The organism is Actinoplanes octamycinicus (genome assembly GCF_014205225.1).
Lineage (GTDB): Bacteria > Actinomycetota > Actinomycetes > Mycobacteriales > Micromonosporaceae > Actinoplanes > Actinoplanes octamycinicus.
In genome coordinates this window covers 2,775,572-2,799,975 of sequence record NZ_JACHNB010000001.1, presented here as the reverse complement: position 1 = coordinate 2,799,975, position 24,404 = coordinate 2,775,572, and the positions used below count along the sequence as shown (strand labels likewise).

The window sequence follows — 24,404 nt, the reverse complement described above, 5'->3', positions numbered from 1 at the left end:
CCCGGCGCCGGACGCAGGATACGGAGAGTCAACGGCAGCGACGCGCCCGGGAGGCTCCGAAATGGACGGTCAGATGGTCGATGTGCTGGTCGTGGGCGCCGGCCCGGTGGGGCTGACGCTCGCCTGCGCGCTGGCCGACAACGGCGTTTCGGTACGGATCGTCGACAAGCGCGACGAGTGGTCCCGGCTGAGCAAGGCGATGACGCTCACCCCGCGCACCCTGGAGTGCTTCCACATGCTCGGCGTGGCCCGGCGCTGCCTGGCGGACGGCATCCTGTCGCAGCGCATGCACCACCACACCGAGCGGGGCCGGACGATCGCCGTCACCGACCTGGCCGAGCTGGACGGCGCCTATCCCGGCCTGCTGCACCTGAGCCAGCACCAGACCATCACGATCCTGGTGGACGCCCTGGCCGAGCGGGGCGTCACCGTGGAGCGCGGCGTGGAACTGCGGGACCTGCACGCCGTCGACGACCACTACGTGGGGACGGTCGCGGAGGCCGGGGGCGGCGCCGGCACCGTCGCGGCGAGGTTCGTGGTCGGCACCGACGGCAGCCACAGCCGGGTGCGGGAGACCCTCGGTCTCCGGTTCGACGGGGCCGAGCAGGACGAGACGTTCATCATGGCCGACATCGAGATGACCGGTCACCTCCCCGATCCGGAGGACCGGCACGCGTACTACCTGGACGAGGGCACCACCCTCTTCATCCTGCCGATCGACGGCCGCTCCTTCCGGCTGGTCTCCACCTGCCGGACCCCGGCCACCGAGGCGGACGAGGACTTCGTGCTGCGCCGGTTCCGCACGCTGCTGCGCACGGTCGGACTGGACCGGATCACGCTCGGCGACCCGTTCTGGGTCACCCGGTTCAACCCGCGGCAGTTCCTCGCCGACGACTTCCGCCGCGACGGGGTGTTCCTGGCCGGGGACGCGGCGCACGTGCAGAGCCCGATCGGGGCGCAGGGGCTGAACACCGGCATCCAGGACGCGATCAACCTGGCCTGGAAGCTGGGTCAGGTGGTCCGCGGCGAGAGCGACGCCGCGTCGCTGGACAGCTATCACGCCGAGCGGTACCCGGTGGCCCGGCAGCTGTTCGCGTACAACAACCTGATCGCCGAGCGGGTGTTCGGCCGCAACCGGCTCAAGCGCCGGCTGCTGCGCTACCAGAACTACCTGCTGCGGCTGCCCCGGTGGCACGCGCGCGAGCTGGACAAGGTCAGCCAGTTCCGGGTCGGCTACCCGGCCGCGCAGACGCCCGGCTCCCCGCTCCGGGCCGGCCTGCGGATGCCGGACTGCGACCTCGTCACCCTGGACGGCGAGCGCTTCGACCTGCTGCGCGAGGCCGGCGCCCGGCGGCACGTCGCGCTGCTGTTCGCGGACCGGGCCGAGCCGGCGGTCACGCTGCCCGGCGGGATCGCCGCCTTCGTCGTGCACGAGCGCACCACACCGCATCAGCGGCACCGCCGTCCCGCGGACCAGCGGGCGCTGGTCGACGTCGCCGGACGGTGGCGCCGACGGGTCGGCCTGCAGCCGGGGAGCACCGTGCTGGTCCGCCCGGACGGCCACGTCGCGGCGGTGGCCACGCCGGAGAGCCGGGAGGCGCTCGACAGCTACCTGCGGGTGTTCCGGTCGACGCCGCTCGGAACGGTCAGTTCATCGCGGCGATCCGCTCGATCAGCGGCGTGAGCATGCGCCGGGGGCCCAGCTCGACGATCCGGGTCTCGCCCCGGTCGAGCAGGAACCGGATGCTGTCGGTCCAGCGCACCGATCCGGACATCTGACCGCTCAGCGTCGCCCGGAGCGAGGCCGCCCGGTACGGCCGCGCGGTCACGTTGCTGATCACCGGGATCCGTGGTTCGCCGACCCGGGTCCCGGCGAGCACCTCCTCGAACTCCTCCTCGGCGGCCCGCATGAGCGGCGAGTGGAACGCGCCGCTGACCCGGAGCGGCACGAACGCGGTGGCCCCGGCGGCGAGGAAGTGTTCCTCCGCCGCGTGCACCTGGTCGGCCCGGCCGGAGACGACGATCTGGTCGGGGGCGTTGTAGTTGGCCACCCAGACGCCGCCGCCCGGCCAGGCCGCCGTGATCGCGGCGGCCCGGTCCGGATCGAGGCCGATCACCGCCGCCATCGCGCCGCCGGCCGCCCGGGCCATCACCTCGCCGCGCCGGGCCACCAGGGCCAGCCCGGTGCCGAAGTCGAAGACGCCGGCCAGGTGCAGCGCGCAGTACTCGCCGAGGCTGTGCCCCAGCAGGTACGACGGCCGGCTCGGGCAGCGCTGCTGGAAGTGCAGGTAGCTGAGCACGGTGACGACGTAGAGGGCCGGCTGGGCGTACCGGGTCTGCCCGAGCCGGTCGGTCCGCGACCCGTGGCAGAGTTCCCGCAGCGAGTACCCGAGCACCTCGTCGGCCGTACGCACATGGTCCGGGAACAGCTCGAACAGCTCCCGGCCCATGCCGGGCAGCTGGGTCCCCTGGCCCGGGAAGACGAAGGCGGGCATCAGCGCGCCGCGGCCGGGGCCGACGACCATTCGACGATGCCGCCGGCGGTCAGCTCGCCGAGGAACTCGACGACGTCCGGGTACACCTCGGCGGTCTCGCACTCGTAGGCGGCCGCGACGATGTGCACGATGTCGACCACCCGGTTGCGCCCGTTGGCCGAGGTGAAGATCAGCGACCCCACCTCGCTGAACTCCAGGGCGTCCGCCTCGACACCCACCACCAGCCGGCCCGCCACCCGGCGGATCGGCACGCCGAGGGTACGGCGCGGCACGTCGAGAACCGAGGTCATGAGATCTCCACCTGTACCGCGATGTCCTGACAGACGGTGAGCACCTGATGGACCCAGGCCCGCGGGTCGGCCGGGTCGTAGTCGCGCATCGTCTCCAGCGCCCAGTAGTCCTCGAACGAGAGGATCTCCGGGGCGGCCGCCCGGAACCGCACCGGCCGCCACTTGGGCATGTGGCTGCCGAACTCGCCGGCGCTCTCCAGCAGGCCGTCGACGGCGTGGCCGAGCGCCCGGTGCCCGGACAGCACCGCGCTCTCCAGATGCCCGGACTCCAGCTGCCCCAGCGCGTCCTCGGTGGCGTCGTCGGCGAGACCGAACGAGCGGGCCGTCACGAAGGATCGGAAGGCGGACCGCTTGAGCTCCTCGTCCTTGGCGGCGATCCACGCCTCGCCGAGCAGCGGGTGGCAGTGACCGATCCGGGCGAGCGACGTCTCCTCGCGCGGCGAGAGGACCTCGCCGGCGATGACGCCGCTGTCGTACACCACCCAGCTCACCTTGGCGAGCATCTGGTCGATCTGGCTCTCCAGCCAGTAGGTGACCTCCCAGCGGCGATCGTCCAGATAGAACAGCTCGCTGCACACCCGCGGCGGGTCGAGCGGCATCAGGATCGAGCCGCTCGACTCGGTCTGCCACGGCTCGGTGGTGACGACGTAGATGTCGAAGTCGCTGCGGGCGTTGTCCCAGCCGCGGGCGGCCGAGCCGACCACGAACGCGGCGACGGTCCGGTCCGGGATCAGGTTCCGTTCGTACAGCGGCGCCAGCCAGTCCCGGGCGGTCATTTCCGCCACGCCAGGGTCATGCCGTCGGCGATCGGCACCATCACCACGTCGACCCGGTCGTCCTTGACCAGCCGGGCGTTGAAGTCGATGACCGCCTCGTCGACCTCGCTCTCCGGGCGCAGCACCCGGCCACTGCGGAAGACGTTGTCGAAGGCGAGGATGCCGCCGGGACGGGTGCGTACCAGAAGCTCCTCGAAGTAGTCCGGGTAGCCGATCTTGTCGGCGTCGACGAAGGAGAAGTCCAGGTACGGCTCGGCCGGCAGCGCGCGCAGGGTGTCCAGCGCCGGCGCGATGCGCAGGTCGATCCGGTCCTCGACGCCGGCCGCCCGCCACGCCTCGCGCGCGATCCCGGTGAAGTCGTCGGAGATCTCGCAGGTGACCAGCCGGCCACCGGGCTGGAGGCCGCGGGCGATGGCGAGCGCGGAGAGACCGGTGAAGGTGCCGACCTCGGCCGCCTGGCCGGCCCCGAGGGTCCGGACCAGCAGGGTCAGGAAGGCGCTTTGCTCCGGCGCGGTCTGCCAGTGCGCCATGGTCGGGAAGGTGCTGGTCCGCTCCACCACCCGGCGCTGGACGGCGTCGAGCGGCGAGCTGTGCGCGAGCATGTACTCACGCAGCTCGGACGGCATGAGCAGGGTGCTTTCCTTCATCGCGGGATGCCTTTCCACAGTGGGCGGAGAAGAGGTCCAGGACCTGGTCGGCCAGGACGCGGGCGGGGTGGGCGGTCGACGACAGCACGGTCCACTCGGCGTCCACCAGCCGGCCGACGGTCAGCTCGTCGAGCAGCGCGATCTCGTCCATGTGTCGCTGCAGGAAGGTGTTGACCGCGTGTTTGGCGGGACGCTGCCGGCGGGCCGCAGCCCGCTCCCGCCGGGTCGCCGGGTCACAGGTCAGGTAGACCTGCACGGCGAACCGGGGAGCGTGGGCGCGCAGCCACTCCGGCGTCAGGTACCGCGCGTCCGGGGTGAGGAAGGTGTTGAACGCGTGCTGGGTGAGCCAGTACCGGTCCTGCACGAAGACGTCGACCGGGCCGGCCGGCTCGCGCTGCGCGACCAGCTCCGCGTCGACCATCAGCTGCGCCGACCGCACGCTGTTGAAGCGGCGCCACAGCCGCGGGTCGCGGAACGGCCGGCCCGCCGAGTCGTCGAAGGTCGCCACCGCTTCCCGGAGCATCGCGTCCAGCAGCCCGCTCGAAGACACCGTGGCGTGTGATCGGGCGACCTTCCAGCCGGCGGCTTCCAGGTCGGCGGCGACCAGCCGGGCCACGGTGGTCTTGCCGCTGCACTCGTGCCCCTCGAAAAGGATGCCGGGCAGGACGGGCGGTTCCATCACGGTGACTCCTCGCAGGTCAGCGGCGACGGGGGAACAGCGCGGCGCGGGCCGAGGCCGGCGCGTAGACGCCGCGGAGCTGGTCGAGCAGGACGACCGCGCGGAGCGGATCGGCGGCGCCGGCCGTCTCCTCGGCGAGCATCAGGCCGGCCACGCCCTCCTCGATCAGCGCGCTGGCGTACGCGAGCTCGGACCGGTGCGGCAGCCAGCCGGTCGCCAGGCTGGTCAGCAGCTGGGTGCCGACCAGCACCGGACGGCCGGCCGCGTGCGCCGCGTCCAGCACCCGGCGGCAGGCCGCGAAGAACTCGATCGGCCCGGTGTCGAGCAGCAGATCGCCGCGGCCGAGCAGGATGCCGTCGGCGGCGCCGGCGATCTCCGCGGCGGCCGACGCCCCGGCCGCGGTCTCGATCTTGGCGACGACCGCGGGCGGCGGCCCGTCGGCGGCGCTGTCCCGCAGCACCGCGCGGGCCCGCTCGACCAGGCCGGCCGACTCGGCGAAGGAGATCACCACCGCGTCGAAGGGCCCGCCGGCGACGGCGCGCAGGCCGGCCTCGTCGTACCCGGTGAGGGTCTCCGCCCGGGCCGCGCCGCGCGCGCCGGGGAATCGGACTCCGCGCCGGATGCCGAGGACGCCGCTGGTCAGCGGCACCGCCGTGCACGAGCCGGCGGCCACCGCGACGACCCGCAGCGCGTCCTCGCCGTCCCCGAGCACGACGACGTCGCCGACCTCCGGGAGCGGGTCCCGGGGGTCACGTCCGTCGACGCCGAGGACCGGCAGCGGCCCGGCCGGCCGGGTCGGCCCGCCGTCGAAGCGCAGCTCGAGTTCGGTGACCCCGGCCAGGTCGAGGTACGTGTCGTTGGTCAGCCGGGTCTTGGCGCCGGGCAGGTCGAGCAGCAGCTCGACGTCCCGCCCGAGATCGGCGGCGAGCACCCGGACGGTGTCGGCCAGCGAGACCAGCTCCGCGACCGGGGTCTTCGACGCGGTGAACCGGAACAGGTCCACCCCGGCCGTCAGCAGCTCGGTGAGGGTCTCCTTGGCCGAGCAGGCCGGGCCGACGGTGGCGACGATGCGGGTCATCGCGCGCCGGCCAGGCTCGGCTCGCGCAGCCCGAGCGTCTCCAGGGCCCGGACCGCGGGCTCCGCGGCGAACCGGGCCAGACCCGCGTGCACGAACGAGAGGCTGAGCCGGAAGACCAGCCAGTCCCGGCTCTCGCCGTCCAGCGGGGCGAAGTCGAACGGCTGGTCGCCGACCATCTCCGGGGTCCAGCCGCTCAGCTGGTCCCGCATCCCGGCCGGCAGCAGCGACAGCGCGAAGATGCCGTAGCGCAGCAGCATCAGGCAGGTCAGCAGCTCGAGGCGGGCGGACTCCGGCCCGGTCGCCGGCCGGCCGAAGTAGGTCTCCAGGAACGCCGCCCGCAGGGTCTCGTCCAGGCCGAACGAGAGCAGCGCGGTGGCCACGTCGAACAGCGGGTCACCGGCCTCGGCGTGGTCGAAGTCGATCAGCCAGGCACGCGAGCCGTCGAACAGCACGTTGCCCGGGTTCAGGTCGTGGTGGCAGAGCCGCTCCGGTACGCCCAGCCGCTGGAGCGCCTCGCGGAGGAACTCGAACCGCTCGATCGCCTCGGGGTAGATCGCCAGCCGCGGGAGCCCGTCGGTCAGCGCGGTCACCGTGGTGCTCGCGGTGATCCGTTTGCGGGTGTGCAGCCGGGAGGTCTCGGTGAGCGAGTCCAGCGGCACGGCGTGCAGCCGGCGCAGCGTCCGGGCCAGCGTGACCACCTGCCAGAGCGCGGGCGCCCGGACGTTGGCCGCGTCGGCGACCCGGTCCATGACCAGCACGCCGGCGGCCGGGTCGGCGTGGCGCACCTCGGGGGCCAGGCCGTGCTCGCCGAGCAGGCGGGCCACCTCGAACTCGGCCCGGATGTCCGCCGCGTCGCTGAGCCGCAGGGTGACCAGGCGAGCCACCAGCTCGACCGCGCCGGCGGTGATCGCGTAGGTGGTCGCCCACGGCGTCGGGGTGTCCGGGAAGGGCGTGACGCCGGTCTCCGGGCCGAGGCCGAGGGATTCGAGTGTGCCGGTGAGCCGGTCGTCCGCGGACATCCGGTGGCCTCCTTCTAGGCGAGTGGCGAGGCCGCGGGTACGGCCGCGTAACGGTGGATCAGGTCGGCGAGCAGCCGGGTGGTACGCAACGGATCGCTGCCACCGGTGGTCTCGGCGGCCAGCAGCAGGCCGTCCACCCCCGACTCCAGCAGGCCGCCCAGGTAGGCGAGCTCGGAACGCAGCGGCAGCCACGAGCGGTCCAGGCCGGTGAGCAGCTCGGTGGCCACCACCACCGGCACCGACCGGCGGCGGCACTCCCGGACGGCGGTCGTGCACAGCCGGTGGAAGTCCAGCGCGCCGCCGTCCAGCAGCAGGTCGCCGCGGCCGATCAGGACGCTGTCCGCGCTCCCGGCGATCTCCGCGATCCCGGCCACGCCCGCCCTGGTCTCCACCTTCGCCACCACGGCGTTGGCACTGCGCCGCCCCCACCGGGCGCGGACCGGCGCCAGCGCGGCCGCGTCCTCGGCGAACGAGACGATCGCCCCGGTGAAGGCCGACTCGGCCAGCTGGTCGAGCAGGGCGAGGTCGGCCCGGGAGGCCGGTGGGCGGCGACCCGGTTCCCGGCCGGCCAGCTGGACACCCTTCCGCGGCGCCAGCAGCTCACCGGTGAGCGCCTCGGCCGTGCACCAGCCGTCCGACACCGCCACCACGGTCAGGGCGATCTCGCCGTCCCCGACCAGCAGGACGTCGCCGGCCGCGATCTCCCGGCCCAACTCCGGGCAGGGCAGGCCGACGTCGGGCACCGCCGGATCACCGGCTCCCGGTGACCGGCCGAAGTGGATCCGCAGCACCGGGGTGGCATCCAGGTCGATGATGTCCGGGTTGGTGAACCGGATCTTCGAACCGGGCAGGTCGAGCAGGAGGTCGACCGGCCGGCCGACGGCCCGGCTCGCGGCCCGTGCGTCCGCCGCCTGAGCGGCCAGCTCGGCCACCCCGAACTTGGAGGCGGAGAAGCGGAATCCGCTGACGCCGAGCCGGAGCAGCGCGGCCATCGTCTCGGGCGCCCGGGTGGCGCGGCCGATCGTCGCGAGAATCGCCGTCATGATCTTCCCCTCCCTCGTCCACCGGCCCGGTCAGGCGAAGTCGCGCCGCCCGCGCAGCGGACTCGTCAGCAGGACCAGCGGGCCGAGCAGCATGCCCGCGCAGACCACCCACAGGGCCGCCTGCAGCCCGGCCACGGTGACCAGGAAGCCGGCCGCCGCGGCGCCCAGCGGCAGGGCGCCCCAGGACACGAACCGGGTGGTCGCCATCACCTGGGCGAGCAGGTCCGGCGGGCTCGCCGTCATCCGGTAGGTGCGGGTCAGGATGCTGCCGATCACGACGCCGGCCTCCAGCCCCAGGTTGCCGATCATGAAGTAGTGCACCGTGCCCGAGCTGTGCGTGAACGGGATGACCAGCGCGGCCGCGGCGGCCGCCAGCGTCGCGACGATCAGCGCGCGGGCCGTGCCCAGGCGTTTCGCGAGGCGGGTCGCCAGCAGCGCGCCGAGCACGCCGCCGGCCCCGTCCATGGCGAGGACCAGGCCGACCGTCGCCGGCGGCGCGCCGATGGCCCGCACCAGGTACACCGGCGTGAGCGCGATGATCGCCGCGCAGAAGAAGTTCGTCACGGTCGCCCAGAGCAGGCAGGGCCCCATCACCGGGTGCCGGACGACGAAGTGCCAGCCCTGCTTGATCTGCCGCAGCGCGCCGGCGGCCGGGCCCGGATCGCTGCGGTGCTCCGGCAGGGTGCGCAGGGTCAGGGCGGACACCAGGTAGCTGCCGGCGTCGACGAGCAGCGCGCCGACCGGCCCGATCGCCTGGATGATCAGCGCGCCCGCCGACGGGCCGGCGGTCTGGGTGACCGCGTGGGTGCCGGACATCAGGCTGTTGCGCGAGTTCAGCTGCTCCTCGTCGACGATCGCCGGGAGGAAGACCGAGCTGCCGATGTCGAACAGCACGCTGGCCAGCCCGACGGCCAGCGCCGCCACCAGCAGCTGGGCGTAGCTGAGCACGCCCAGCGCCCAGGCCACCGGCACCGAGCCGATGGCGACCAGACGGATCAGGTCCATGGCGATCTGCAGGCCGCGCAGCGAGCAGCGCCGCACGATGACGCCGGCCGGCAGGCCGAGCACCAGCCATCCGGCCTGTTCCGCCGCGCTGAGCAGGGTGACCTGCCAGGCCGAGCTGCCGAGGATGGTCAGCGCGGCCAGCGGCAGGGCGATCAGCGTCACCGCGGAGCCGGCGCCGCTGACCGTGGTGGCGAACCAGAAGCGGCGGAACTTCGCGGCCGGGCTCAACCCGGCCGGGGCGGCCGGGGTACGGGTCGGTTCCCCGGTCTGCAGGATCTGGCTCACCATGCCACCTCTCCGCCGACCGGCTGTCGTGCCACCAGGCCGGCCCGCTCGAACGAATCCAGCGTCCGGGCGTCGTCGAGCGCGCCCGCGCCCGCGAAGTACCGCACGACGGGCGCGGCGGCCTCGGCGATGGTGCGGCGTACCGTCTGTTCCGGCCAGGACTCGGCGATCACCTGGTCGGCCTCCGCCTCGGTCAGGCCGATGCCGCGCAGGTGCCGGAAGGTCTGCGCGTAGTCCGGCTCGAGGAACGCGTAGACGGCGGCCGGGACCTGGGGTCCGATCGCCCGCCGCTCGTGCGGGGTGAGCGCGGGCCACAGGTGCTCCAGCAGCGACCGGAAGTAGACGTGGTGCCGGCCCTCGTCGGCGGCGTGGTCCCGGACCAGCTCGCGCACGCTGCCCGGCAGCCGGTCGTCGCGCGGGATGTCGGACAGGATCCCGGAGATCAGCGTCTCGCTGACGATGGCGAACAGCAGCGCTTCCAGTCCCCGGACCTCCGGCGGCAGGTCCTCCCGCATCTCGTCCAGCCGCTTGATGAAGGCGGGCATCCCGGCGTCCCCGGCGGCGGCCCGCGGGATGCGGGTGCTGTCCGCGATCTGCCGGGCGAAGTCGTAGGAGAACTGCGCGTGCCACGCCTCGTCAGTGACGATCTTGTAGGCGTCGGCCATCATCTGCTCCGGCAGGATGAGGCCGGACCGCCCGCGGCTGATCTGCGCGGCGACCGGGATCACCGCGTAGGTCTCGAGGTCCACGGTGAAGTCGAGGTAGTCGTAGAGCCGGCACAGCAGCAGCGCCTTCACCACCGCCTCCCCCTTGGCCGCCACCAGCGGGTGCAGCACCACCGGGTGGAGCTCGGGCGGGAAGAAGAGGTCGGAGGCCGGCCGGAAGTCGCGCCGCGGCCGGCGGCGCACGCTGGAGAGATCCTCCCAGCGCTCGTAGCGGCTGGAGTAGGCGGTCGTCCGCTGCCGGATCGAGGCGTCACCGCGCAGCAGCGTCTGCCGGGCCATCAGCTGATACATGATCAGTCGGCTCCCTCGCTGAACACCAGGCGCTGCTGGACGCGGAGCAGGTCGAGGTCGGTACGGACCTCCGCCTCGTCCACTCCGGACTTCTCCAGCACCTCGCCGAACGACGTCTCGCCGTCGACGTGGGTCAGGACGCCGAGCGTCGGGTTGCCCTCCTCGAACACGTACTCGATCTGGCCCTCGTGGAGCAGGAACCAGGCGCCCCGGGTGTCGGTGAGCAGCTGGACGCCGTCGGCCAGCGCGGGCACCTGGTGCGCGGCGTGCCGCGAGGCCGGCTCCGCCTCGGCCGGGAGGCCGGCCGACGCCGCGGAGATCCGGACCGCGCCGGCGGACAGCTCGCCCAGCCGGGGCGGGGCCGTCGCCATCTCGGCGAGCAGGCCCATGTTCACGACCCGCATGAGCATCTCGACACCGGGCGCGTCGGTCTCGCCGGTGCCGAACTCGGCGAGCCGGGTCCGGATCGCGGTCCCGTCCAGGTAGCGGTCGGCGCCGGGCGCCGCCAGCGCCCGCTCGACCAGCTCGAAGTCGTTCGCCCGCATCAGCCGGACCAGCATGCGGTAGGCGTGCCAGGTGCCCGATCCGTAGAAGAACGGACCCTTGGCCCGGTTGACGATGCGGTCGGGCAGCCGGCCGGACACCGCCTCGCGCAGGATCTGCTTGTCCCACAGCAGGCGGGGGCGTAGCCGCTCCGGGATCACCGCGGTGATCTCCACGAGCCGGTGGTCGAGGAACGGCACCCGGGCCTCGGTGCCGCTGCCGGCCGCGGTGCGGTCCTCGTGCCAGACGTTGTACTGCTGGATCTTGGCGTACTCGGAGTCCACGTACGCGCGGTACAGGTCGTCCGTGGTGCGGCCGGCGAAGAAGTCGTTCCCCTCCGCCCACCAGCGGCGCAGCCCCGGGTGCCGGTCCATCTGCGTGGCCCGGTCCATGTAGCGCAGGCTCTCCAGGAACGAGTCCCAGTCGTCCCCGCCGAGCAGGTCGCGGGAGTAGCCGCCGTTGAACTCGTCGCTGGCCGCGCCGAGCAGCATGCCGCGCAGCTCCGGGCGTTCGGCCCGGGCGAACCGGTGCAGCTCGTGCTTGTAGTAGATCTCCGGCCCGGCCATCGGGGTCTCGGTGAGCCAGACCAGGCGCCGCCACGCCTCCGGCGTGGGCACGTGATCGGGACCGAAGACGACCTGATGATTGTGTACGCCCATCGTCCCGGCCAGCCAGCGCGCGTGCTCCGCGTCGCCGTTGACCTGGGTGCCGCCGGACATGGCGGTGAACGTGTGCAGCCCGTCCAGCCGGGACGCGGCCAGGGCCAGCACGGCCGACGAGTCGATCCCGCCGGACAGGAAGAGGCCGAGCTCGGTGTCGGCGGTGGCGCACTCCAGCACCGACTCCTCGAGGACGTCGGCGTAGCGCCGGATGAACTGCTCCGCGCTGGTGCCCTCCTCCGCCTCGGCCGGCATCTCCCAGTAGCGGTGGCGGTGGGTGCGGCCGTCCCGCAGGTCGATGCGCAGGATGGTGGCCGCCGGGACGCTCTCGATCCCCTCGAACCAGCTGATCGTCGCCGAGCTCTCGATCGTCGGCGACGCGGCCAGCAGGGGCAGGTCGAGCGACCGCGCCCAGTCGAAGGCCCGCGGCGTGGCCGGGTCGACGAACAGTCCCTTGATTTCCGAGGACAGCGTGATACGCCGGTCGTCGCGGTGATAATAGAGCGGCTTGATACCGAATCTGTCGCGCGCGAGAATCAGCTGCCCGCGCGCCCGGTCCCACAGGATGAGCGCGAACATGCCGCGCACGTCCTTGAGGAAATCCAGCCCGTGCTGCCGATAAAGATAAAGCAGCACCTCGCAGTCCGAGCCGGTTTTCAGGCGCACTCCCGAAGGAAGCCGCTGCGCCAGTTCGCGGTGATTGTAGATCTCGCCGTTGGCGATCAGAACGAGATTCTGGTCGTCACTGATCAGGGGCTGGCTGCCGTCTTCCGGATCGACCAGGGAGAGCCGGGTGAAAGCGAGACCGACGGGTCCCTGGCGCAAGCATTCCCGCTCGTCCGGTCCACGGTGGTGAAGTGTCTCGGCCAGCATGGTGAGGAGTACGTCTGCATCCGGACCGAGGTCCTGCCCGTCGATCCGGACGGTGCCGCCAATGCCACACATGAGGGGTTCCTTCGACTCGACCGCTACGGACGGTGGTGCGCGCCCTCCCGGAGGAGGGCGCGCACCCACATTGCGGAACGCCGCAAAATTGTCCTAGATATCCGTGGACAACCGGTCGATCAGGTGCGGGACTTGAGAACGGTGGTCTGCGCGACCTTCTTGACGCTCGGCTTGGCGTACTTCTTCATGCGAGTCCCCTTTCAGTGGATCTCACCGGTCCGGCGCCGGACATTTTTTCCTGCGCCGTTCTTGATGAAACAATGAAAGCACGCTCGATGAAGCGAGGTCCAGAGACGCGCGTCAACATCGGGGTCAACGGCAATACACCTAGGGGTTCACGAATACCCGGTCGCTGTTGCGCAGATTCCGCCCGATGTGCTAATTCGCTTTGACCGGCCTCGATGCGATTAGAGGGTGATCCAGTACCGCCGCTTGGGCCCGACCACCGTCTCCCGGACATCCTCGAGCACGCCGCCGGCCTTCTCGATGACGCGGGCGGACGCCGCGTTCTCCGGCGAGCAGGTCAGCAGCACCCGGTCCAGGCCCCGGTCCCGCGCCCGGTCCAGGGCCGCCGCCAGCGCCCACGTCGCGATGCCGCGCCCGCGGCAGCCGGGACGCACGCTGTAGCCGATGTGCCCGCCGGCGTCGAGCAGCAGCGGATGGCCGAGGTCGTGCCGCAGCTCGGCCGAACCCAGCACGGATCCGTCCTCGGTGATCCACCAGTAGGTGGAGTGGGTGACCTGGCCGGGCGGGAGCGGGGCCAGCGGGTCGGCGCAGACCAGCAGCTTGGCGACCCACGCCGCGAAGCCCTCGGGGCTGGTCACGTCGTCGCCGTCGCGCAGCCCGGAGGCGTCCAGGTGCGCCCCGGCCGGCCACTCCGCGTAGGCGGCGAGCCAGGCGTCGCGCAGCCGCGCGTCGGGACGGGTCAGCCGGAGACGACGTGCCGGGCGAACATCCATGCCGGCATCATCGCCGATCCCGGCGCAAACAGCGGTGGCCGGGCGGATGCCGCCCGGCCACCAGCGAGAACCAGCCCCGCTCAGTCCTTCAGCAGCTGCCGCGCCATGACGATGCGCTGCACCTGGTTGGTGCCCTCGTAGATCTGGGTGGTCTTCGAGAAGAGAGATCATCAAGCCTCTGACCAGGGACTTTGCCAGATGGCGTCACACAGGTGTCACACAAGGGGTGCTGGAGTACGCGTCGCTGCGCAACTTTGCGCGGGAGGTCAGTGCGCGACTTGGCTCGGGCCGGACGGACCGAGTCATGACATCAGCAACCGAGGAGCAGCGCTCTTCCATCGGCACGGCGTGGGACATCGAAGACGTCGCCGCGTACCTCAAGATCAGCACGCGTCACCTGGGTGACATCCGCACCGAAGATCCAACTTTCCCGGCACCCCGCATGCTGGGGAGTCTTCCCCGCTGGCATCCCAGGACGGTCGAAGATTGGCTGGCGGCCGCTGAGCCCGCAACGCCGGCGAAGCCGGAGCCGAAGCCGCGGAAGCGGGCGGTGGAACGTGTCCGCTAAGCGAAAGGTGACCCGCCGTCGGGACAACGATCCGGTCCGGGTCTACGCCGACGGGCGCGTTAGCTACTGGACCGGCGGCAAGCCCGGCGACGGAGATCGCAAGCAGGAGCGCTGCGGCACCCGGGAGAACGCTGAAGAACGCGCCGAGGAGCTACGCGCACGCCTCCGGGAAGGGCTCAAGGGAGTCGCCCCGCGGACTGAGGTGACGCTGGACGAACTGGCGCAGGCCGCCCTCGACACACTGCGGAAGGAAAGGGCTCCTGAGGGAACGATCCGGCAGTACAAGTCTGACTGGAATGTCCACGTTCCGGCAGAGGTAGGTGCTGTGCGATGCCGTGACACCGAGATGTACCACTTCACATCGATCTTCAGCGGATTGGTGGCGGCGAAGGCATCCGAGCAGGTCGTCAAGAACGTCGCACGCACGGTCGGGCACTTCATCCAGTTCGGGGTCAACAACAGCTACTTCAAAGGGAACCCCTTCGGAACTTATGAGCAGCGCCGCGGCGTAGTCAAGATGTACCGCAGCCGTGCGGCCGTCGAGGGCCACGCCGACAAGATAACGGTGGACCTGTGCCCGGAGGTGACGGATGTCGACGAGTACGCGGCATCGCTGGAACTCCAGTACCCGCACTACGGGGATCGTCTGGCCTGGCTCACCTTCGGATCGGGTCTGAGGATCTGCGAGGCGCTTGCCCTGCGAGACGACTCGATCGATCTCAAGACGCTGGACGTCCAGGTGGACTGGCAGCTCGACCGCTACGGGTCATGGCCAGACCTCGCCTTACCGAAGGGCGGCAAGACCCGCACCACCCGATTGTGGTCCTGCTATACCGAGATCGCCGAAAGCCTCATTGAGGATGCCAGAAGCCGCAAGGGGCCGGAGCGCGGATGGCTCTTTCCGCGGCATCGCTCTCGCACGAAGTGGGCGGATCAAGCCGGCAAGCTCGCCGGCGCCGCACGGAAGGAGTGCGATTGGATCTGGACCTTCCACTGGTTGCGACATGGGTACGCGTCCTGGAGTCTCGCGCCGGTGGCGGAGGGCGGTTACGAGATCGCACCGGCACGAGTACAGAAGTGGCTCGGACACGGACAGCTGAGCACCACGCTCGACACCTACGTACACAAGTCCAGCGACGATGACGAGCACCTGAGAGCGACGATGCGCAGGCTTCCCGGTCGCCGCACGGGCAAGTGAGCCAAGGTGGCTCGGGTCAGGTTCACATCCTGCCCGAGCCACCTGCCGAACCGGCTTCCCCCGAGGCGATGAGCCGGCTGAACCGGATTCCTAGAGCATGAGCGATGGCGTGGAGGTCCTCGAGGTCGCAATCCACGCGGGCCTGCTCGATATCGCGGAGAACGGAGGGCTCCACACCGCTTCGTGCGGCCAGGTCTCGGATTGTCAGGCGAGCGGCTTCACGCGCCGAGGCGACGGCCCGCCCGAGCAGGGTGAGGTCGAACGGCGCCGGTTCGCCCGCAGGCTCGACTTTTTCGTCTGACAGCGGCACGAACTCATAGTGCACTAAAGTGCATCATTGGCGCCAGATGCATCGCTGGCACATTGGAGAGCCTGAGGCCGAGGAGCGAAGAAGTGAGCAGAGTGATCGTCACCCTGGATCTGAGCGACGAGACCTACGACCTCGCACGCCGGAGGGCGGAATCCGAGTTCGTGTCCACCGAGACTTGGATCGGCTACACCTTCGAAAGATCGGTCAACCTCGAACGTCGCCGGGCCGCTGCGCAGCGCGATAGCGCGCAGAAAGACAACGGCGAGAGCGGGCCAACCGCAGGTTAGGCGACATCGTTCAAGAACCCCGTACGATGGCGGGCAGACTTCACCGTGCACCCGGTCGTATGGAGCTGTGCCTTGCATGAGCTGGACGAAACGCCGGTGAGTGAGTCGTTCCCCTACAACGCGACCGCCCTCGGGCAAGCGGTCGCCGCCGCGAGGCAGGCAGCTGGTTTGACTCTCGATGGGCTGGCGCAGCGTTCCGGAGTATCGCGGCGGATGATCGTCGATATCGAGCAGGGCCGGAAGTCGTGCACGGTCAAGACTCTGCACGCCATCGCCCACGCGGTGTCGGTGCCGTTGGGCACCTTGGCCGACTCCGCCTGCGGGCACGAGCTCAAGCCGGCCCCGTCCACCACCGCCCCGGAAGGTCACTGACCCTTCCGGGGCGGCGCAGTTCATGCGGCGCTCGGGTTGCACGCTTCGATGTCTCCGGGTCGGAACCTCCGCGTGTTGCCGTCTGTCACTACGGACGGAATGCGTCCATCGGCTGCTGCTGAGCGCACCTGTCCGGTAGAGAGCCGCAACCGCTCGGCCACCTCGCCGATGCCGAGAAGGCCTGCAGCGTGCCGCTCACGCCATTCCTGCGGGACAGCATCGACGTCGACCGGTTCGAAGAGCAACTGGTTGCCCTTCGAACCACCTCGCACGTACGCCAGTTTCCCGGGCGTGATCAAGAAGTCTCGGATGTAGTGCTCCGGCACCTCGAGACGTTCGCTCACCTGCCGTAGGGTCATCCGGCCATCGGCAGTGCTGCGCTGACCGTAAGTCGAGTGGAACCGGGCTGCCAGCGCCTGAGTTTCGGGATTGTCGAGGACCCTCTGGTCATACCGCCGGGGCCGCTGCTCGCAGGCCACCTGACCGTTGTTGCTCCACGTACGAAGAGCTGAGGTGCTGACCCCGAGGTACGCGGCGGCTTCCCCGATGTTCAGCATGATGCGAGGTCGAGCACCGGGAGCAACGGCGACAGGCGCCTGGGCAAGGACCGTGCCAGGAGCGACCCGAAGGTCGTGCTGGCGAGCCTCCGGGCCATCCCACAGGTCGAAGTAGGGAGCCGGCAGAGCGATGCCATCCGGCGTTGCACGGCAGGCGCCGCACAGCAGGCCATTGGACTGCTCGGTCTCGATCGTGGGCAGGATGTGCAGCAGCCAGTGTCCTCGCTCGCAGCGACGCGGCCTTACGCGACGGCTGGAGGTCGAGGTTCGCTCGAGGACGCCTCGATATCTCTCGTTAGGACCGGTGCACAGGTACAGGATGTCCTGCGACGTGCAGCCAAGGCGGTTGGCGATGTCATCGGCCCGAATACCCTGCTCGGCATCGATACCCTGGCCGGTGAGGGTGGCGATGACCGCCAGGGCCTGACGATCGAAAGACAGATTTCGGCGCACCCAACTGTTGGCGTGGATGATGTCGTCGGCGAGATAGCGAGCCGTGATGAGCTGCCGATACTCGTCGGCTACGCCGGCGTCGGCAGTACCGGTCAACGCTGCCCAGATGACGCGCTTGGGTTCGGGGATCGGACAGTCGACCAACGCGCTGCGCCCTCCCCTTGTGGGCACGTTCACTGGCTGGTGATCTTTGAGCCACGATCGGACGTCGGTCACCACGTCATCACGGCTGCGTCCGAGCTTGTCCGCGGCCTCGTCGGCGGTAAGGCCGTCGCGAAGAACAAGGGTGGCGATGGTCAGCCTTCGCGCCTTCAGGCGACTGGCTTGATCGATGTCGCGTTTCCGGTTCTCGACTGCTGCAGAGATTCTTAGCGGGATGACGCTGCCGTCCGCTGTCGGCCAGTCGAGCGTGTCGGTTATCCGCAACATTCGCGGCAGGTCGGCGTCGGGCTCAACGGTCATGCGTCCCCCCGACAAACGACAGATCAGGTCCCCGACGACTCGGGGCAGTGACATCCCTGCGCCGCCCTCCATCACCCCGAAAAGGCGTGCCGGCGTAGCAATGTCGACCTCGACGACCCGGCTCGAAGCCGACGCCGTCTCCGGTACTGCGGCGTCACGAAGAGACTTCTGTTCATCGCTGAGCGCCTGCAGCTCGTTCCGGGCGACCTCCAGACTGGCCTTGGCCTCTCCGACGCCGCGGGAACGGCGTACCGCCTGCTGGTAGATCATGTCGGCGTCTTCGACGCCGTCGCTGGCAGTGATGAGCAGGTCATCAAGCTCTGCAAGCCGCTCCTGCCGGCGACGTTCGCGGTCAATCGGGTCAGCAAGCGGACGGGACTCCACCAAGACGGGTTCGAGATCGTCAAGGTGGCGCAGAGCCGTGGCGATACCGGCCCGCGCATAGGCCCGATCGAGGTCAACGCGACGAACCGTGTAGAGGTGTTCGCCCTCCCGATTCTCCCAGCCCCGGAGTTCGCCCTGTTCGTTGAACGCCTGGTCGCGGCCACGCCGCCACAGCTCGTAGGAGTCGACGTTGACCACGAGCCGCAGGTTCTGGACCCAGTTCGCATCGCCTTCACGGCACGGACGACCGGCAACGTCGACGAACCATTGCTGGCGGATGTCGCCCAGCGGCGCCCGGAGACCATCGGTAAGAGTGTCTCGCGGCGTGCGCCCGAAGATGCGGTGTTCCCAGGTGTCCCACTGTTTCTCGGACAGCGTGATGCAGTGGGCCGGCAACTTCACCTCGATGTTGATGACGCCGTACCCGTAGCGACCCGGGATATCGTGATCGACCGGATAGCCTTCGAATGAGTCACCCCGGCGGACCGGGACGGGCACATCCTTCTGGACCACGTACGCAAGCCTGCGCAACACGCGAACGTGCTCGGCCAGGCTACGTGAGGCCCGTTCGACCTGTCGGCCGTCGAGCTCGTCGTAAGTCTTGCTGGTGCCGTCGAGATTGATGTGCCGCTGGCCCCGGACTGGGATCTTGTGCGCGGCCAGATGCTGTCCCGCGGCGGCGAAAGTGCCGCCGTTGGCGATGGTCTCGGCCCACTTCTGCCAGCCTGGGATCTGGTCACCGGACGCACCACGCACGTACGCGGTCCGGTGAGAGCGGCCGGTGCCATCGCTGACGCGGTCCAACTCCAGCTCGTATGCCGGCGGCAGCAGGGTTCGCGCGTATGGCCAGATGACGCGGGCCGCGGTGAGCTTGGCCAGAGTACCGCGGGTGGTTCTGGTTCGAATGTTGTTACGTTCACCGGCGGCCTGGGTGTCCTTGACGCCGGCCAGAAGCGCGCCACTCGAGGTGGTGATGTCGATGTGGGTGGACCCCTCGTAGACGTCGACACCGCCTCGCTGGGCCGCGGCACGGACTGTAGCGCCGTATCGGGGATCGCGAACCCATCGGCTCCATTCCGCGACGTGCAGCTCGTGGACCTGGGGGATCAGGCACGCTTCGGACAGCAACGCGCAAACGGCATTTCCGGGAAGCTGCTCATCGGGAGTCCGAACGGTCGGATCAGCCGCGCTGTCGAAGAGCATCAGGATGACCGCACCCTGATCGGGGACGGGTAGGGCATATCCCATAAGTCGGTTGGGTTCGACCGCGTATCGGTGCGCATGATGCCGTCGCAGAGGGATCAAGTCCCTCTGCGAACGGATCCGATCGCCTGCGGCGGACTTGTCGAGCAAGGTTTGGGGGTCGACATCCCGCAGGACGTTGACGGCAGGCAGGTGGCTCAACGTCGTAATCGCGGCGCGAATGTTGTCGGCGAGCTCCGCCGGGCTCTGGGCGCTGACCCGGAGACAAAGAAGCGCGACCGAACCGGTCAGCTTGTTCGCCAGGAGCTCTGTGATGCCGACGCGAGGGGTGGCGGTAGTCATGACTGCGTTTCTCCAAGAGGTTTCCCGAGGTGGCCCGGATACAAGGCACTGTGCGCGCCGATTTCGGCGGCGCAATCAACTGCGCATCCCGGTTGAACTGGGAGAACCTTGAAGCTCACTGCTGACCAAATGACCTGCGACTGACCTCAGCCGTTTCCATGTCTTGATCAACCCACCACGTCAACCTCGGCCCACTCCACCGGTTGGTCACTCGCGAAGAGGCCGTCGACGGCTGACTTGAAGGCTGCGGCGGCGGAGTCTTCTTGCCGCACTCGGCTGTGATCGCCAGACCCCTCAGGAGGGAAGCCTGTATCCGTCGCTAAGGGTGCCGGCGCCTCCAGAGCGCCTCGGACAGCATCAACGGCCTCGTTGTAAAGGCGGAGGAAGAGGACTCGCCCAGACGTGGGCGCGGAAAGATCACTGGGAGCGGCGGGCGGGAGACACTCGGGCGTCGGGTCTGTCATTGCACCGACCGTCCCCGGTACCGCAGTACGCGCACGCTACCTACGGCTTGGGTATCGTCTCACGCCGGAACGGCTACTGCATTATCGCGCCGTCGATCGCCGGATTAGGTTCTCAACGTCCTCGTCGGCCGCTGTCCTGTACTTCTCCCCGCGGCCGAACGGGTGATAGACGAGCTCTGACGGCCGACTGCGAGTCCCGCGTCGAACACCGTCGATGACGAAAATCTGCCACTCGCCTCGCGTTCCGCCGGGCTTGGCTGTCATCCAGGGGCCTACCGGAATCCATGAGCCGGTTCGTTCCCGGTACAGACCCACAGAGTTTTCCTCGAGTCCGACATCGCTGGTCAACTCGGCACTTGGCAGCACAGGCCCAGTGCCAGTCACTCGAAAAGCGGAGACCGCGTACCGCTTCGCTCTCAACCGCATAGTTTCAGCGATCATCACGGTGCGGTTCGGAATATGCCGCAGGGCCGCAGCGAACTGCTCCAGAAGCGGGTCGACCTCGCCCAGCATGCGGCTCACCTCGTCGTTCGGGCGCTCCGAGCTGTGACCGACAACGTTGCGACCAGACTTCGCCACTTTGAGATTGTCCAGGTCGAGACTTCGGATGACCTGGCCGGCGTACGAGTCCTGAGCCAGCCGCGGGCCGAGTTCCTTCAGCAGCTCAACCCACTTGCCCAGCATCATCTGGCTTGCGAGCGCCGAAGCAGGAACGCGGGCGTCAGGGTCAGCGTTAAGGAGTTCACCCAGCCCTACCGCGCCAATAAATCGAAGAGCATCTTCTAGCGCCATATGCCCAGCCCGCACCCGCAGATTCGGGACCGTTTCCGACTCGTAACGCTGCAGGCCGAGCGCCAGCGGCAACGGCAGATGCTGCAGTTCGTCCCGGCTGCGCCTCCGGAGAGCAGCCAGGATTTCCTCTACGGCAGGGGCGAGCTTGGCGGCTGCATCGATCTTGGTCACATAACCGGCTGCCCCGGCGTTGAGCGCCTCGATCACCTGGTCGATGTTCCCCTCGCCGGAAAGCACCACCACCGGCACTCGATGCCCGTCGTCCTTCATACGCCTCAGCAACCACAGGCCGCCCCACGGCTCAGGCGGCATCTGCAAATCGGTGACCACCACGTCGTAGTGTTCGGTTGCCAGCCTGGTCAGGGCGCTATTTCCGTCATGCGCAATCACTACCTGAGCAGCGATCGGCTCGAGGTGCCCAGCCATCGTTCGCGCGACGTTTTCCTGATCATCCACTACCAATATCCGGACTGTCCGACGCGAATGCGTCTGTGTCTCTGCAGCCCGTGCCGCTGCTCGACCCGACGTGTCTGCGGTCACTTCCTCGCGCGGCAGGTCAATGACCCAACGCTGGCCTTCCGCCGCGGGATCATCAGAGATCGTGCCACCCAACCGACGAAGGTCGTTGCGGACGAGCCACAACCCCATTCCAGAGCCGTGCTCCTTGGTGGTGGTCACTGTCTCGCCCTGCAGAAAGGCCGTACGGACCTCGTCGGGCAGCCCCGGGCCGTCGTCGTGTACGACAACGAATACATGGCCCGGCTCGGTATGCCAGTCGACGGTGATCTGGCCGCCGCCCGGCATCGCCTCGACGGCGTTCTTGATGAGGTTATCCAGCACTTCGCGTAGCAGCGACGGCGATAGGGAGATTTCGCAAGACCGTGACTCTGGCGGCGGGACCAGGCGAATGTTCGTCCGGTCTGCGATCTGAAGGGTCTTGGCGGCGCAGTATTCGTCGATCCAAGGACCAAACTCGGTCAACTCCTCGTCGGCATCCGCAAGCGCCTGGTTAGTTCGATCCAGGTGATCGGCCAGAAGAACCGCAGCTTCGTGATGCCGAGCGACGTCGGCGAGCCGGCGGTAGCGGGTCACCCGGTCGCCAGCCAGCGCAGCCTTTCGCGCTACATCCTCCATGCCGATCAACTCGTTCTTGAGCCTGTGTAAAACGTTCGCCAGGATGGCGGTGCCGTCCCGGTCTTGCGGGCCGTGAGCCGCGAGCCGGCCTGCCGCCGCGAATGACTGCTCGGCAGGGTCGGGTGCATAAGTGGCGCTCAGCGTCTGCTTGTCGGGCCCTGCGAAGAGGCCGAGGCCGGGTGCCGTCTCGGCAAGCAATCCGATCAGAGTACGGACCCGGCTACTCTCAACCTGAGCCGCGGTGGCGAACTCTACGCGGACCCCGTCGGGCAACCGCCGGAACCGAACTGTTTCGGCGAAGGCTTCCGGTAGCTCTCGGAGTAGTTCATCCATGGCAGCTGCGTCGGCTGCGGTGAGAAGAGCCGCCGATTGTGGCCCAGACACCAGCCGGGCTCCGGCAACCTCGTCGACCGTTTTTCCCTGGTGAGCGGCGCCGGCCCGTAACGCGCCCGCCACAGCGAGTAGGAGATCCCACTGTGGTGCTTCGCGGACTACGACCTCACCTTCGGGATCGAGACTGCGTACCCAGGCCGCCAGCTCTCGCAACGCGTGCTCCAGCCGTGGCCGTGGCCGTGCTCTCACGGTGTTGCCGTAGGCGATCACCAGACTGCCGAACGCCTCACCGTCGAGCGGGCCGGTTAGCGAGTCGGCCTCCTCCGCCCAGGCCAGAAAGCTCTCTATGTCGTGGTCGGACGTAGCGAGCAGGCCTAGCCCCAGAACTCCTTCCTCAATACAGCGCCGGAGATTGCGGCCGCGCGTCAGCGGCAATCGCTTAGCGAGATGGGGCAAGAGCCGCATGCCGTCCGCCCGGTCTTCGGCTTTCAGGTCAGCCACCCGTAAATCCGGCCCTAGCGCGAAGACTTGAGAGAACCGCTCGGCGGCCAGCCGCGTGGCCTCCTTCTTTCCCGGAGTGGGCGGGCCGGTACGAACGACCTCAAGATCGTCGATACGGAGATTAACTGTCGCGGTGAAACGCGAATCGTGATGGGGCCCTTCTGCGGTGTGGTCGGAAGTGACCTCACCGCCGAAGACCGCGCACAGCCGCTGCAATCGGCTGAACTCGTCTAAACTCTGAGCAAGAGTCTCTCGCAGGATCCAGCCGCGCACCGCTTTCGGCACGCCGTTCTCGCCGAAGCGCCAGGCGACCGAAGCGAGCGCCTGAAAGACGTCCGCCTTCATGCGCGGCTTGCACTGTGCTTCGCCTCGGCCGCGGAGCACGGCTGATTCCTGTACAAATCGTTCGAACATGGCGACGTAACAGCGCTCAGGCCAAGAGTGAATCGCGCTGTCTTCGGCGCTGGGCTTGAGGGTCCGGCGCAGCAGGTCCACCGTGAACTCTGCAGCGGACACCGCTCCGACGACGTAAGAGCCGTGGTTGGCCAAGAGCTCGTAGTGATTCTGCCGGGCCTGCCGCACTACGGGCTGATTCTCATAAGCCCACGATTTATGAGTAAGCGCCTGCTGCAGGTAGGCCTGATGCTCCCGTTTGATCTGGAGCGTCGCCGCCAGGTCCGCGACTATTTCCTCCCGCGGGCCTCGCCTCGGCGCGTAGGGGCGAGGCTCACCGTCGAGCCGTTGGAGGGACTGCGCGCCTGAGCGCGCCATGACTACGCCATAACGACCGGTCTTACGCAGGTAGTCCTGTATTGCCAGCTTCTTCGAGCCGATTCGCTTTGGAGACTCAGCACGTCCTCCCCGCCCCTGGACGTCGATGATCTCCGTAACGAACCTCGGCTGATGCTCTGGACCTTCTTTGTGGTTGTTGACCGTCAGCTCGTGAGCCGGTACGAGGCGCGTCAGCTCACCCCACCAGTCGACACCGTCCGTAAGCACCTGCGCGAGTGCTTCTTCGTAGAAGTCTGCGACCAACCGCTTGACAGCTTCGTAGCCTCCGAGGAGCACCACCACACCCAAGATCTGGTGCATGACATCCTCAGCCAGACGAGACGCGCCGTGCCGGTTGGGCTCCTCGCCCTTGCCCAGGTTCATCGCCTCGGCGACAGTCAAAGCTTTGGCTAGAAGTGGGGCAATCCTTCCAGGCACGTGGGCAACGATGTGATTCTGCTTTCCAACCTCGGCCGGACGGGTGCGTTCCACGACGAGGTCGGCCACCGCAAGCGTTACGTGAGTGGCACCCACCTTCCCGAGCACCGCCAACACTGCGGTGGAAATCGGCAGAGAGCCGAACTCGTACAAGAACGTGGAATGGCAGGCCGCAAGCCGCAACCAGCGTGCTCGCAAGGGGTCGTCACCTACTCGCCAACCTCGCTCGCCGAGCGCGGCGACAAGCGAGTCGCCGAGCCGCAAATCGTCTGCGGCCGAGGTCGGGTCTGGAAGAGAGGCAACGATGGGGTACGACATGCCGACGGCTTCCTCCCGAACGCACAGGAGCGCGCAACGTTACTTGGCGGTGGAGTGCATGGGGCAGCCGGGCTGCCG

Annotated in this window: 20 protein-coding genes; 5 read left to right on the top strand and 15 right to left on the bottom strand. The window is 69.0% G+C overall.

Annotation, left to right across the window (positions count from 1 at the left end):
- The first annotated feature begins 61 nt into the window (after positions 1 to 61).
- Entirely contained in the window at positions 62 to 1,684 is a 1,623-nt protein-coding gene (locus BJY16_RS12620; protein WP_185039647.1) for an FAD-dependent monooxygenase, read from the top strand.
- On the opposite strand, the gene fabD is transcribed toward BJY16_RS12620, so the two are convergent.
- The 12 genes from fabD to BJY16_RS12560 all read right to left on the bottom strand — a co-directional run bounded on the left by fabD (position 1,647) and on the right by BJY16_RS12560 (position 13,439).
- Positions 1,647 to 2,525: an ACP S-malonyltransferase gene (gene fabD / locus BJY16_RS12615; protein WP_185039646.1), complete on the bottom strand. Its 879-nt coding sequence runs from the start codon at positions 2,523 to 2,525 to the stop codon at positions 1,647 to 1,649. The genes BJY16_RS12620 and fabD overlap by 38 nt on opposite strands.
- Entirely contained in the window at positions 2,495 to 2,785 is a 291-nt protein-coding gene (locus tag BJY16_RS12610) for a PqqD family protein (protein WP_185039645.1), read from the bottom strand. The genes fabD and BJY16_RS12610 overlap by 31 nt, the downstream gene beginning before the upstream one ends.
- Positions 2,782 to 3,570, bottom strand: coding sequence for a hypothetical protein (locus tag BJY16_RS12605; protein ID WP_185039644.1), 789 nt, complete (start codon positions 3,568 to 3,570; stop codon positions 2,782 to 2,784). The genes BJY16_RS12610 and BJY16_RS12605 overlap by 4 nt, the downstream gene beginning before the upstream one ends.
- On the bottom strand, positions 3,558 to 4,208 hold the full coding sequence (locus tag BJY16_RS12600; RefSeq protein ID WP_185039643.1) for an O-methyltransferase: 651 nt from the start codon (positions 4,206 to 4,208) through the stop codon (positions 3,558 to 3,560). Before BJY16_RS12600 ends, BJY16_RS12605 begins: the two co-directional genes overlap by 13 nt.
- The gene (locus BJY16_RS12595; protein ID WP_185039642.1) at positions 4,168 to 4,890 is read right to left on the bottom strand and encodes a hypothetical protein; all 723 of its coding nucleotides are present in this window, start codon (positions 4,888 to 4,890) and stop codon (positions 4,168 to 4,170) included. Before BJY16_RS12595 ends, BJY16_RS12600 begins: the two co-directional genes overlap by 41 nt.
- A gap of 16 nt (positions 4,891 to 4,906) precedes the next feature.
- Positions 4,907 to 5,965: a pyruvate kinase gene (locus tag BJY16_RS12590; RefSeq protein ID WP_185039641.1), complete on the bottom strand. Its 1,059-nt coding sequence runs from the start codon at positions 5,963 to 5,965 to the stop codon at positions 4,907 to 4,909.
- Positions 5,962 to 6,984 (bottom strand): phosphotransferase, encoded by a 1,023-nt coding sequence (locus BJY16_RS12585; RefSeq protein ID WP_185039640.1) that lies wholly within the window; start codon positions 6,982 to 6,984, stop codon positions 5,962 to 5,964. The genes BJY16_RS12590 and BJY16_RS12585 overlap by 4 nt, the downstream gene beginning before the upstream one ends.
- A 14-nt stretch (positions 6,985 to 6,998) precedes the next feature.
- Complete coding sequence (locus BJY16_RS12580) at positions 6,999 to 8,027, bottom strand: pyruvate kinase (protein WP_185039639.1); 1,029 nt, start codon at positions 8,025 to 8,027, stop codon at positions 6,999 to 7,001.
- A gap of 30 nt (positions 8,028 to 8,057) precedes the next feature.
- Positions 8,058 to 9,320 carry an MFS transporter gene (locus BJY16_RS12575; RefSeq protein WP_185039638.1) on the bottom strand — a complete coding sequence of 421 codons (1,263 nt, stop codon included), beginning with the start codon at positions 9,318 to 9,320 and terminating at the stop codon, positions 8,058 to 8,060.
- The gene (locus BJY16_RS12570; RefSeq protein ID WP_185039637.1) at positions 9,314 to 10,333 is read right to left on the bottom strand and encodes a diiron oxygenase; all 1,020 of its coding nucleotides are present in this window, start codon (positions 10,331 to 10,333) and stop codon (positions 9,314 to 9,316) included. Before BJY16_RS12570 ends, BJY16_RS12575 begins: the two co-directional genes overlap by 7 nt.
- Positions 10,334 to 10,335: 2 nt before the next feature.
- A complete protein-coding gene (asnB, locus tag BJY16_RS12565) occupies positions 10,336 to 12,480 on the bottom strand; it encodes an asparagine synthase (glutamine-hydrolyzing) (protein WP_185039636.1) in 2,145 nt (714 codons plus the stop codon).
- A gap of 407 nt (positions 12,481 to 12,887) precedes the next feature.
- Positions 12,888 to 13,439, bottom strand: a complete 552-nt coding sequence (locus BJY16_RS12560) for a GNAT family N-acetyltransferase (RefSeq protein ID WP_185039635.1) — start codon at positions 13,437 to 13,439, stop codon at positions 12,888 to 12,890.
- Between the two features lie 304 nt (positions 13,440 to 13,743).
- On the opposite strand from BJY16_RS12560, the gene BJY16_RS12555 reads away from it, so the two are divergent.
- Entirely contained in the window at positions 13,744 to 14,007 is a 264-nt protein-coding gene (locus BJY16_RS12555; RefSeq protein ID WP_185039634.1) for a hypothetical protein, read from the top strand.
- 7 nt (positions 14,008 to 14,014) lie between these two features.
- The gene (locus tag BJY16_RS48365; protein ID WP_185039633.1) at positions 14,015 to 15,205 is read left to right on the top strand and encodes a tyrosine-type recombinase/integrase; all 1,191 of its coding nucleotides are present in this window, start codon (positions 14,015 to 14,017) and stop codon (positions 15,203 to 15,205) included.
- A 22-nt stretch (positions 15,206 to 15,227) separates the two neighbouring features.
- Here the strand turns inward: BJY16_RS48365 and BJY16_RS12545 are convergent, their stop codons facing one another.
- Positions 15,228 to 15,530, bottom strand: coding sequence for a helix-turn-helix domain-containing protein (locus tag BJY16_RS12545; protein ID WP_185039632.1), 303 nt, complete (start codon positions 15,528 to 15,530; stop codon positions 15,228 to 15,230).
- Positions 15,531 to 15,607: 77 nt separating this feature from the next.
- Between BJY16_RS12545 and BJY16_RS12540 the strand changes: the two genes are divergently transcribed.
- Together BJY16_RS12540 and BJY16_RS12535 are read left to right on the top strand one after the other, a co-directional pair.
- Positions 15,608 to 15,802 carry a hypothetical protein gene (locus BJY16_RS12540; RefSeq protein ID WP_185039631.1) on the top strand — a complete coding sequence of 65 codons (195 nt, stop codon included), beginning with the start codon at positions 15,608 to 15,610 and terminating at the stop codon, positions 15,800 to 15,802.
- 72 nt (positions 15,803 to 15,874) lie between these two features.
- Positions 15,875 to 16,174 carry a helix-turn-helix domain-containing protein gene (locus BJY16_RS12535; protein ID WP_203759101.1) on the top strand — a complete coding sequence of 100 codons (300 nt, stop codon included), beginning with the start codon at positions 15,875 to 15,877 and terminating at the stop codon, positions 16,172 to 16,174.
- Positions 16,175 to 16,194: 20 nt separating this feature from the next.
- Here BJY16_RS12535 and BJY16_RS12530 read toward each other — a convergent pair whose 3' ends face one another.
- Together BJY16_RS12530 and BJY16_RS12525 are read right to left on the bottom strand one after the other, a co-directional pair.
- Positions 16,195 to 19,575, bottom strand: coding sequence for a recombinase family protein (locus tag BJY16_RS12530; protein ID WP_185039630.1), 3,381 nt, complete (start codon positions 19,573 to 19,575; stop codon positions 16,195 to 16,197).
- A gap of 545 nt (positions 19,576 to 20,120) precedes the next feature.
- Positions 20,121 to 24,326, bottom strand: coding sequence for a response regulator (locus BJY16_RS12525; RefSeq protein ID WP_185039629.1), 4,206 nt, complete (start codon positions 24,324 to 24,326; stop codon positions 20,121 to 20,123).
- Positions 24,327 to 24,404: the final 78 nt, after the last annotated feature.